General features: G+C 71.9%; 8 protein-coding genes and 1 pseudogene. 1 reads left to right on the top strand and 8 read right to left on the bottom strand.

Going from position 1 to position 10,696, the window contains the following annotated elements; translation table 11 throughout:
- Nucleotides 1–11: 11 nt before the first annotated feature.
- From ACWCQS_RS35220 to ACWCQS_RS35250, 7 genes are all read right to left on the bottom strand, one after another.
- The gene (locus ACWCQS_RS35220) at nt 12–1,091 is read right to left on the bottom strand and encodes a hypothetical protein (protein ID WP_451008226.1); all 1,080 of its coding nucleotides are present in this window, start codon (nt 1,089–1,091) and stop codon (nt 12–14) included.
- Nucleotides 1,092–1,192: 101 nt separating this feature from the next.
- Nucleotides 1,193–2,260, bottom strand: coding sequence for an amidase domain-containing protein (locus tag ACWCQS_RS35225; protein WP_451008227.1), 1,068 nt, complete (start codon nt 2,258–2,260; stop codon nt 1,193–1,195).
- Between the two features lie 22 nt (nt 2,261–2,282).
- Nucleotides 2,283–2,363: a peptidoglycan-binding domain-containing protein gene (locus tag ACWCQS_RS35230; RefSeq protein WP_451008240.1), complete on the bottom strand. Its 81-nt coding sequence runs from the start codon at nt 2,361–2,363 to the stop codon at nt 2,283–2,285.
- A 104-nt stretch (nt 2,364–2,467) separates the two neighbouring features.
- Nucleotides 2,468–2,773, bottom strand: coding sequence for a WXG100 family type VII secretion target (locus ACWCQS_RS35235; protein ID WP_388627111.1), 306 nt, complete (start codon nt 2,771–2,773; stop codon nt 2,468–2,470).
- A gap of 166 nt (nt 2,774–2,939) precedes the next feature.
- Nucleotides 2,940–7,154, bottom strand: a complete 4,215-nt coding sequence (locus tag ACWCQS_RS35240) for an FtsK/SpoIIIE domain-containing protein (RefSeq protein ID WP_451008228.1) — start codon at nt 7,152–7,154, stop codon at nt 2,940–2,942.
- Between the two features lie 6 nt (nt 7,155–7,160).
- Complete coding sequence (locus tag ACWCQS_RS35245; protein WP_451008229.1) at nt 7,161–7,988, bottom strand: sensor histidine kinase; 828 nt, start codon at nt 7,986–7,988, stop codon at nt 7,161–7,163.
- A 69-nt stretch (nt 7,989–8,057) separates the two neighbouring features.
- On the bottom strand, nt 8,058–8,684 hold the full coding sequence (locus tag ACWCQS_RS35250; RefSeq protein WP_451008230.1) for a LuxR C-terminal-related transcriptional regulator: 627 nt from the start codon (nt 8,682–8,684) through the stop codon (nt 8,058–8,060).
- Between the two features lie 126 nt (nt 8,685–8,810).
- On the opposite strand from ACWCQS_RS35250, the gene ACWCQS_RS35255 reads away from it, so the two are divergent.
- Nucleotides 8,811–10,562 (top strand): protein kinase domain-containing protein, encoded by a 1,752-nt coding sequence (locus ACWCQS_RS35255; protein ID WP_451008231.1) that lies wholly within the window; start codon nt 8,811–8,813, stop codon nt 10,560–10,562.
- Between the two features lie 51 nt (nt 10,563–10,613).
- Here the strand turns inward: ACWCQS_RS35255 and ACWCQS_RS35260 are convergent.
- Nucleotides 10,614–10,696: pseudogene (locus tag ACWCQS_RS35260) on the bottom strand (transposase); the annotation flags it as partial.

Genomic DNA, 10,696 nt, shown 5'->3' on the forward strand with positions numbered 1-10,696 from the left:
GGTCCACCGAGTCAGAAAGCCTGTCGGGTCCCCTCGGCGGACGAGGTGCGGGCGAACCAGGTTCGCGCCTCGTCGTCGGACAGGACGCGGGTCAGCGTGGCCGTACCGGGGAGATGGGGAAAGAACCGGTCGGCGTTCCAGCTGCGCCGGTAGAGCGGTTCGTCCAGCACGAGCAGGCGGTATCCCTCCACCACGGGGATGTCGGCGGGCAGCCCCTCGTTCCAGATCCGTTTCCCGTCAGGGGCGAGGAGTTCGAAGGCTCCGGTCGCGACGGCCGCGGTGCGTTCTCGGGCGGGCTCGGGGTCCGTGGCCAGGCGGACGCTCTCAGCCGAAGGGGCGGTGCCGGGCACGTGGCCGTCACCGATGAGGACGTGCGCGAGCAGCGTGTGCAACTGGAAGTTGTCCCCGATGCCGCTGATGCGCACCTCGAACCCGCTCCCGGTGGGCCGGTGCAGCACTACCAGGGGCTCGTCGTCCAGCACTGCCAGTGCGTAGGCCAGGCACTTGAGGTCATGCCGCTCCAGGGCCGCCAGCTCGCGGCAGGTGGGGAGGAGCGTGGATGCGTGCAGATGGCGTACTTCCGCGCTGCGGCACAGTACGGCCAGCGCGGGCGGCTGCCATTCCTCGACCGAGCACCAGGCCAGTGCCAACCGCGTGGCCTCGTGAGCGTCGTCGCCCAAGCGGGCCAGCAGCGCATCATCGATGATGTTCCCGTCGGGCTCCGGCAGTTCGCCCTCGGCTCCGCCGGCAGCGGTCCAACGGCGGGCGAACTCCAGGGCGTCGAGCAGGTCCCGGTGGACTCCGCCGAGGACTGGCTCCGCGCAGGCCGCCGCATCGGCGCCGCTCTCGACACAGAAGCCGGCCGCCGAAGCCAGGAGCGGGCGCGGGCCGGTGGGCGGGAAGGCGGGGAGCAGTGCGGCCAACCGGGGCCCCGCCAGGACGAGTTCGGTGTCCGTCGCCTGCCGCAGGCTCTTCAGCGCGGCGGTGAAGGCACGTTCGGTGCGGGCACCGTCGCGAGCGTCAACGGCCTGCTCCAGCTCGGATATGACGGCGCCGAGGTCCGAGGCCTTCTGCTTCCTCTTGAAGATCACCGATACACCTTAGTCCTCCGCGTTTGCAGTGGCGGTTCTGGCCATGTCCCGGCCCGAAATCGCATCGCGGCCTCTCCCGCCGCGACCGGCGAGGCGACCTCTCACTCTGCCTCCAGCGGGTGCCAGGGGTCGTCGTGGTTTGGTGCAATGCGCGATGGTGTCGGCACCCGCAGGATGTGCAGAACCTGTGGCCCGACGTGCCGGGTGAAGTCGGTCTCCCCGCGCTGCAGGCTCCAGTCGTCACGGGCGCCGCTGTGCTGGGTGTAGAGGAGATCGCCGTCGGCAACACCGGTGATCACCGCTGCATGGTGGAAGGTGCCATCCGGCTTCTGCCAGAAGATGACGTCGCCGGGCCTGGCCTGGGACACCGGTATCTCCTGGGCGTGCACGGTTTGCGTGAGGTACCGGAACAGGTCCGGCGCGAACATCCAGCTCTGCGACCTCTCGTGGGCCGACATCCAGGGCAGGGCAGAGCGGGAGGAGTCATGCCACCAGTAGCGGGGCGTGTTGTCACCCGAGAGCGGCTGGAAGCCGGAGTGGCCCGGCCCCGTGGTCTGGGGCAGTCCTGCGGCGGCCAGCACGTCCGATACGAAGTTCGTGCAGTTGTCGTAGTTTTTAGGATCGTCTGATGTGTCGTTCGCGCGTTGATGCGCGATCTCGGCGATGCGGCGGTGGAAGTCGTCCGGGGGGACGTTGTTGGCGGAGGAGGTGTCGAAGAGGGAGCCGCCGCCCGCGAACCGGGTGGGCGACCCGGGTGCGCCAAGGAGAGGCGAGTCGTCACCGCGTGGGCCGGAGTCGGTTGTCATCGGCAGAGCTGCCGCCGTCTGGATCACCGGCTCGGCGGTGGTATCGGTGGCAGCGGCGGCATCCGGTGCATCGGGAATCTGCTCGGTGCCCTGACGGTCCGTCTCCTCGATCGCCTGGATGACGGCCTGTGCCGCCTGTCCTATCCGGGACAGCGCCTGCCGCATGGCGGTCATCCGTTGCGTGAACTGTTCGCGCTCGCGGGCGAAGAGCTGTGCCGTCTGACCTTGCCAACTGCCGGAGGACGACAGACGCTCAGCCAGGCTGTCCACACTCTTCGCCGCGACCTCGAAACGCGACACCGCCGAGGCGAACTCACGCGCACTGTTCGGGGCGCTTGCGCCTACCAGGACCTTCTCTGCCATTTCGCACCATCGTTCCGCTGAGTCACGCCCGCAGCGCGTGCCAGGTGTTCACGCCGGCGATGCCGTCTACGCGCAGGCCGTGGGCGCGTTGGAACGGCTCCACCGCCGTGCGGCCCGTGGCCGCGATGTTCGGTGCCGACAGGCCGTCGTCCTCGCCTCCTTCCGTGCCGTTCCCCGCAGGGAGGCGAGGGCACGCGGTCGGCAGCTTCAGCCGCTGAAGCTGCCGATCTGCGCGGCACCCTGCGCGTCGGTGTTGTCGATGTTGGTGATGACCGTCTTCGCGCCCGTCGCCATCTTCTGCAGCGACTGCTCCATCAGGGCGGCCGCCTTGGCGAACGCCTGGAAGTCGGCGTCGAACTTCTGCGCGGACTTGCCCTGCCACTCGCTGGAGCTCGCCAACTTCTGCCCGGCCGAACGAACCTTGTTGACCTCCTGCGTGAAGGTCTGCACCGCCGAGAGGAACTGCTGCGCGTCGCTCTGCGCGTTCGCTCCGACCAGAACCTGAACCGCCATGGCGCTCTCCCTCTTCCTGTCGCCGGCCTCCCGTTGTCCGGTGCCGGTCGCCGTTGTCGATGGCTCGAAGGTAGGCGGAGGAGCGGTGTCGGCAGTAGCGTGCAGGGCGTCGGACGTACGCCGGACAGGGCGTGTGGTGCCTCGCACCACACGCCCTGTCCGCCCGTCAGTCGTCAGGCATGGCGACCTGGATGGCGGTGAAGGAGCCGTCCGAGACGAGATATCCGCGCCCGGGCCGCATGGTGAGTGCGGGACGGCGCGGCAGGCCGACGCCCAGCAGGTCGCCGTCGAGCGAGTCCGGCATCAGCAGCACCCCCGACCTGCTGCGCCGCACCGACGTCAGCCAGTGCATGCTGCTGCGCACCTCGCCGTCGTTGCGGGCCGCGGCGATGACGTGGATCCCGGGGTCCTGATGGGACGTCAGAGCAGGGAACACTCCGCTGAAGTCGTCGAACGCGTCCGCGTCGTCGATCAGCACCACAGGCGGCCGGTCGTTCTCCTGGACCAGAGCGGTGAGTTCCGTCAGGTCGGAGGCGAGCCGCACCGGGGCCGGCAGCCGGCGGACCGGTGACTCGCGTGGCGCGTAGGCGAAGACAGGGGCGTCCACGGCACCCCGCAGGCCGAGCGCGATGCCGGCCAGCAGCGTGCTTCGCCCGGAGCGGCGGGGACCGCAGATGAGCACGTGGTCGTGTTCGTGCACGGTCAGGTGAACCGGCTCCAGGCTCTCCTGCGCGACCCCGATGGGGATGGTCCACGGGTGCGCGTCGGCGCGCGCTCTCGCCTTCAGTCCCGCCAGCGGCACGGTCTCGGGCAGTACCTGGATGGCCGGAACATGGTGCGGCCCGGGCCAGGTGGCGCATACCGCGGACGCGGCTTCGGCGAGGTCCGCTCCCGGCGCCGCGACCTGCACGACCTGCCGCGTCGCTACGACGACGCCGCGTCCGGGGGCCGCCTCGGGCACCTCGCGCGCAGGCACGCCGAAGTGCCCGTAGTCCGAGACGTCGGCGAGCCGCAGGAGCACCTTCTGCGCCGTACGGCTCAGCCAGTTGCCCGGTATGCCGCCGGCCCGGTCGACGGTCCCGGCGAACGCGATGCCGACGGCCGGGCCATCGGCGTAGACCTGCCCGAGCCGCCCCATCAGCTCGTCCAGCAGCAGGTCGTCCCCGGCCCCGGTGAGCAGTGCGCCGAGCCCGTCGACGGCCACCAGCCAGCGCGGGAAGTCCGCGCCGCCGCCGGCCTTGCGTCGCTCCAGTTCCCTGCCGAGCAGGCCGACCAGCCGCACCAGCCGCTCCCGGTCGGAGCTGCGGACGTAGCCGCCGGTGTGCGGCAGCCCGCCCAGCGGTGCCAGGTCGCCCGCGCCGTGGTCGAGTACGTACAGGTGCAAGCGCTCCGGAGGCAGGGCGCGCGCCCAGGCCAGCACCAGCGACGCCAGGGCTGTGGTGGTGCCCGAGCCGACCGCGCCGAAGACCAGGAGGTTACCGGCGTCCGGGTCCCAGCCCAGCGGTACCTGTCGCTGGCGGTCCGGATCGTCGGCGAGCACAAGGGCCGGCAGGCCCGCGGTGGGCGTCTGCAGACCGGCCTCGGCGACGTCCAGGCCGGCGAGCGGGACGTGCCGCGGCAGCGGATCGGGCCATGGCCGGCGCGGTGCCGCGTACCCGCCTGCCGTGAAGGCCGCGCGGGCCAGATCGACCAGGCGCCGCAAGTCGGTGGGGCCCGTCTCGGCATGTGACTCTTCGGTGCCCGGAGCGGTTGGCATACCGGGAGCGAAGTCGAATGGGGCGACGCGCAGCCGCTCGCCTGCGACCTCGGTCGCGGTGACGGTGGTCGCCAGGGCCGTCTGGACGGCCTCCACCTCGCCACCGGAGACCCGCCGGAAGGCCCGGCCCCACTGCCGCGGTCCGATCGCCGCCGCCGCGGGCGAGTCGATGACGGCGCGGGAGTCCTCGGGGGTCTCCACCCGCAGTGAGATCCGCAGCTTGACGTTGGCCTTTATGGCGTCGCTGACCGAACCGTCCGGCCGCTGCGTGGCCATCACCAGGTGGACGCCGAGCGCGCGGCCGCGCTGAGCCACGTCCACCAGGGCGTCGACGAAGGCCGGCAGCGTCTTGACGAGCGTCGCGAACTCGTCGATCACCACCACCATGCGCGGCATGGGTTCCAGCTCCGGACGGCCGGTGTCCCGCAGCCGCTGGTACGTACGGAAGTCCGACACGCCGGCGGCCCGCAGCATCCGCTCGCGGTGCCGCAACTCCGCCTCCAGGCAGCGCATCGCCCTGATGCTCAACTGCTCGTCCAGGTCCGTGACCATGCCGACGACGTGCGGCAGTTCGGCGCACTTGTCGAGTCCGCCGCCGCCCTTGTAGTCGATGAGCACGAAGACCAGGTGGTCCGGGTCGTTTCCGACGGCCAGTCCGGTGACCAGGGTGCGCAGCAACTCGCTCTTGCCCGAGCCGGTGGTTCCCGCGATGAGCGCGTGCGGTCCGTCGTCGTCCAGGTCGATCTCGTACCGTCCGTCGTCGGTGACACCGAGCACGGTGCCTGCGCGCAGCGTGCGCGCCGCTGCCCGCCAGCGGTCCACAAGAGCGCCGGCGGTCAGGTCCGGAAGGCCGAGCAGCGGCAGCAGCGGCGTCCGCACGGGCAGGCCGGCCCCGGCCAACGCGATCTCGGGGTCCTCGAAGCGGGCCAGCGCCCGGGCGGTCGCGCGTGCATGCGCCTCGCCGACCCCGGCGGTCAGCATGCTGCCGCGTCGCTCGCCGGTGGCCACGTGGCGCAGCTCCCCGGCGCCACCGGCGCGCACGCTCAGCACCACCTCGCACAGCGCCGGCAGCGGATCGGCGAGCACCACGGCCCGGGTGGCACCGGCCCGGCCGCCGATCAGGTCGCGCAACGGGCAGTTACGGCCCTCCAGCAGGGCGGCGCCGTCGACGACCACCAGCAGCACACCGCGCTCGGCCTCGGGGAACGGATGGTGGGCCAGGAGTTCGGCGGCGAGGCGGTCCGCCCCTGCGCGGCCGATCCCGATCAGCCGGCTCGTGCCCTCGGTCCGGTCGAACAGATGCGGCAGCCACTTCGTCCACTCCCACCGCGCCGACCAGGCCGAGTTGGTGAACACCGCGACCGCCAGGTCGGCCGGGCCCGCCGCCACCGCCGCCTGCAGCAGCAGTGCGCGGGCCGCCGCGAGCGCGGCCTCCCGGTGCCCGTCGACCCCGAGCACCCGGGTCACGCCGAGATCCACGTGCACCGGGACGCGCGGCAGTTCCGCGTACCGGGCGAGCACCTCGGCGACTTCGGCGGGCAGTTCTCGGGCGCCGGAGGGCGGTTCGGCGAGCTGCGGCTGCCAGGGCTGGTCACCCACGCCGACCGCGAGCTTCAGGAAGTCCTCGGAACCCGCACGCCGCTCCCACAGGGACGCGCCCGGTGCTTCGGCGCGGAACGTGACCTCGGCCGGATCGAGCCCCGCGGTCCTGCGGCGGGCGAGTTCCGCCCGATGCTCCCGTGCCACCTCGTCCTCGAAGCGTGCCAGCGCGGCGAGGTAGGCACGATGCCCGCTGCGGCGTCCGGTCCGACCGCGCAGCCGCTCCTCGAACCCGGAGGCGAGGTACGCCAGCGGCGACAGCGCGGCGAACACGGCGAACCGCACGTCGTGGAAGAGCCACACCGTCAGGGCGGCCAGACCGATCGGTGCCAGGAGCGACGTGTACAGAAACGGCGAGCGCTGCCGGCGCTGCGGCGCCTGGGGCACCGGCAACGGCACGGGTGCCGGGGGCGTCCTGCGGGCATGGCGGTGGAACGGTACGCGCCAGCCGTGCCGCACACCGTGGACGGGGTCGACGCTCGCCCGTCGGTGTTCTTCCGGCGGGGTCACCACGCGCAACACCGCACCACCGCCGACACCGATCACGTCCTGCTCACCGACCGGCGTCGGTTCCGTGATCAACGTCCCATTGACGTCGATGCCGTTACGGGAACCCTGGTCCGCCACCATGACCGGCCCAGCCGCCGCCACGGTGAGCACGCCGTGGCGACGCGAGACCGCGGGATGATCGATCCGCACACCGCAGGCGGCGTCCCGGCCGACGGGCGTCTCGCCCGGGCGGAGGGGCAACCGGGCGCCGGCATCCGGACCGGCGATCACCCAAGCCTCACGTGGCGGCGGCTCGGGGCGGCTGTGCGCGACCGCGGTGGCCGGGCCTACGACCGACCCGGCCACCAGCCCGGAGGCGGGCAGCCCGACCGAGCCGGCCACCAGACGTCCGTCGATCACCAGGGCGATGGGCGGCTGCCCGAGCGCCTTCGCCAGGTCGCCGACCTCGGCGGTCGGGTCGATGATCGTCAGGGCGTACTCGGTCCTGCGTCCGCCGGCGTCGAATACGAATTCCATGGGTGCCTACTCGGGGATCGGAAGCCGTAGTTCCACGCAGGTTCCTTCACCGGCGGCACTCTCGATCAGCACCGCACCGCCGACCTCGGTGAGCCGGCCGATGATCGACCGCCGCAGGCCGGTGCCGGCCGTCGGTTCGCCGTCGAAGCCGCGTCCCGCGTCGACGATCGTGAGCACGAGGCCGTGCGACCCGTGGTTGACGCGGAGGGTGGCAACATCCGTTCCTGCGTGTTTGACGACGTTGGTGAGGGCTTCACGGGTCGCCTCGACCAATGCCGACACGTGGGAGCGCGGCAGCCGGTCGTGCGGATTGCCGGCGGCGGCGAGCCCGGCGGTGTTGACCTCCACCCGCAGGTGCTGCAGGGCGAAGGCGCGGGCCAGTGTCTCCAACTCGGCCACCAGGTTGCCCGGTTCGCGCTCCCTGCCCGTCTCCACCAGGTCGCGCAGCCACGCCGCCTCCTCGGCGACCTGGCCGCGGACGCCCGTGTCGAACCGACGGTCACCGCGGGCCAGCATCTCCATGATCTGCAGGACCCGGTCGTGCAGGATCCGCTGATGCCGCTCGCGCTCCTGAGAGCGTGCCGCCTCCTCGGCGTTACTGATCGCCACCGCCGTCTGCCGGTCGAGTTCCCGTCCGGCCCTGCGAACGGCGCGCGCCGCCATCGCGGTCGGCAACGCGAAGGCGACTGCCGTCGTGCCCGCGGCGGCGCCGCCCCGCACACCGGCACCGGCGAGCCACCACACGAGCGGGCACACCGCCAGGGCCGTCCCCGCCGCGGTGCGGACCCATAAGGCCGCGAGCCGGCCGGCCGCCGTCACCCCCGTATCGGACATTGTCCGCTCTGTCCCGTTCCTCGCCCTTGTTCTGGCCCTTGTTCTGGCCCTTTTCCCGCAGCGTGTGTCTCAGGTGCGGCGCGCCGCCAGGGCGATCCTGGTCAGCTCCGCCTTGTTGCCTGCCTGCAGCTTGACGCGAATGCGCTCGACGTAGGTGTCGACCGTGGCCTTGGTGACGTTCATCCGCTTGGCGGCCTGGGCGTGGGTGAACCCGGCCGCGATCAGGTCCAGCGCCTCGCGTTCACGCGGCGACAGCAGGTCTGACGGGTCGTCAGGTACCGCCGGTGTCGCGGAGAGCGCGGCGGCCAGCACGTCCGCCAGTTGCGGCGAAAGCGAGAACCCGCCCGCCGCGACCGTCGCGAGGACCGCCAGCAGCGTCTCCTTGCCGGTGTCCTTGGTGACGTAGCCGCTCGCTCCGGACCGGACGACCGCCAGCACGTCGGCCGGGGCACGCGAGGCGGACATCACCAGAACCCGTGCCCAGGTGGCCATCTCGGAGACTGCCGGCGTCGACGGCCTGCCGTCCGCCAGATACAGGTCGAGGACGACGACGTCGACCGAGCCGTCCCGGGGCACTGCGGCCGGGTCGTCCACCGAGGCCACCACGTCGAAGCCCGGACTGCTCGCCAGCAGTGCCGCGACACCTTCGCGCGTCACGGGATGATCATCGACAATCGCCACCCGTACATCCGCCACCGGACAATGGTCGCAGCGTGCTGATGTGCCGTCAACTCACCGCCGACCGCAGGGGATTTCACGGGACATGGGGTCCTGGGCCAGGATAGGACCACAGTGCCGCGCGGAGCAGGGCAAGGGGGATTCATGAGCTCCGGACTGACCGATACCGACCTGGCAGTGCTCGGTGCGAGTCCGCTCACACCGGACGACCCGACCAGAGTCGGGCGATACCGGCTGGCCGCGCTGCTCGGCGCGGGCGGCATGGGGCGGGTGTACCTGGGGTGGGCGGACGGCCGTTTCGTAGCCGTGAAGGTGGTACGCCCCGAACTGGCGGGCAACGAGCAGTTCCGGCGCCGCTTCGCCCGCGAGCTCACGGCGCTCAGCCGGCTCGACGCCGCGTTCACCTCGGCCCTCGTGGACGCGGAACCCGACGCGAACCGGCCCTGGCTGGCGACGGAGTATGTGCCCGGGGTACCGCTCGAGGACGCGGTCCGGACGGACGGGCCCCTGCCACCGACGGCGGCGTGGCGCCTGGCGGCCGGTGTGGCCACCGCGCTGGGCGCGATCCACACGGCGGGCATCGTCCACCGGGACCTCAAGCCGTCGAACGTGATCCTGGACCTCGACGGTCCCAAAGTGATCGACTTCGGCGTGGCCCACGCGGCCGATCTCAGCCAAATGACGGTCACCGGGCAGCATGTCGGCACGCCCTGCTACATGGCGCCGGAACAGGCGCGGACGGGAGCCCTGGGTCCACCGGCGGACATCTTCGCGCTCGGCGGGCTTCTGACCTTCGCCGTGACCGGCAAGCCGCCCTTCGGTGAGGGCACGGCCACCGAAGTCCTCTTCCGGGTCGTGCACGAGCCTCCCGATCTGACCGATCTGGCAGACGTCGACCGCGAGTTGCACGCCCTGGTCACACGCTGCCTGGAGAAGGATCCCGGACAACGCCCCGACGCCGCCGCCGTGGTCGCTGCGGCAGGGGTCACGCGCGCCACGGCCCCATGGCCGCAGCCCCTGCTGGCCCGCATCGAACCGCGCCGGGCGCTCACCTCACAAGCGCCGACGGACGAACCGGAGTTACCGGATGACGGGCTCACCGGCGCCGACGACGCGGCAGGGTTGCCCCGCAAGGCGCCTGAGCGCGCCGCACGGCCTTCGCACCGACGGCGCAACATCCTGGCGGCCGCGACCGCAGTGGCCCTGGTGGCCTCGGCCGCCGTCACCGCCGGTGAGCTCGCTCGGCACAACGGACCGGCCGCCGGTGCCAGGGCCTCCGCGCGCAACTCCGGCGTCACCCCGGCAGTGAGCTCGGCATCCGCAGGCCCGCGTTCCAGCGGGCCCGGCGCCGGCGGCAAGTCATCGGGAGCCACGAGCGGCCACCCGGCGGATCCTGCCGGTGGCGCGAACGGCGCACCGCCGCCCGGCGGGAGCGGCGGCCAGAACGGCCCCGGCGCACCACCGTCCGGTGGGACCGGCGGCCAGAACGGCACCCACGCACCGCCCGGAGCCACCAGCCCAGCGGGGCAGGGCCCCGGCCCCACCTCGACGCACGCTCAACCAAAGGCCGGCTGGATCCCCGGGTCCGTCGCGTCGTCCAATGGCTGCGAGGCGTGGATGAACTACCGCCCGAGCGACGCCGGTGGATTCACCCAGGCCTTGCTGGAGTCCTGGGGCAGCGACTGCAGAATGAACTACTTCCGCGGCCCGGAGTCGAGCAGCCAGAAATTCACCGACGCACGTGAGCAGCAGGGAGCCGGCACCCTCAATACCGACTTCTACTGGGACGGCCCCGGTGTCTACACCTGGGTGTGCGTATGGCGGGTCGGCGCGTACAAGCAGAACAGCTGCGGCGGCAAGTACTACGTGCAGGGTGGCACCTACCACACGGCGTGAACGCGGGCGCGCACTGCGGGTGCCGACAATTCCCCGGTGACTAGTGCCGCATCAAGCAACGTTCGCCCTGTCGACGAAATCGCGAAGGCGTTCGTCGGCGGCGTGCTTGTTCCGCCAGATGATGTAGCGGCGGA

Source organism: Streptomyces sp. NPDC002076, from assembly GCF_053593835.1.

Coding starts and splice junctions, on each gene's coding strand:
- ACWCQS_RS35225 (WP_451008227.1), bottom strand. CDS start 2,260: ATGGCAGAGAAGGTCCTGGTAGGCGCAAGCGCCCCGAACAGTGCGCGT.
- ACWCQS_RS35235 (WP_388627111.1), bottom strand. CDS start 2,773: ATGGCGGTTCAGGTTCTGGTCGGAGCGAACGCGCAGAGCGACGCGCAG.
- ACWCQS_RS35240 (WP_451008228.1), bottom strand. CDS start 7,154: ATGGAATTCGTATTCGACGCCGGCGGACGCAGGACCGAGTACGCCCTG.
- ACWCQS_RS35245 (WP_451008229.1), bottom strand. CDS start 7,988: ATGTCCGATACGGGGGTGACGGCGGCCGGCCGGCTCGCGGCCTTATGG.
- ACWCQS_RS35255 (WP_451008231.1), top strand. CDS start 8,811: ATGAGCTCCGGACTGACCGATACCGACCTGGCAGTGCTCGGTGCGAGT.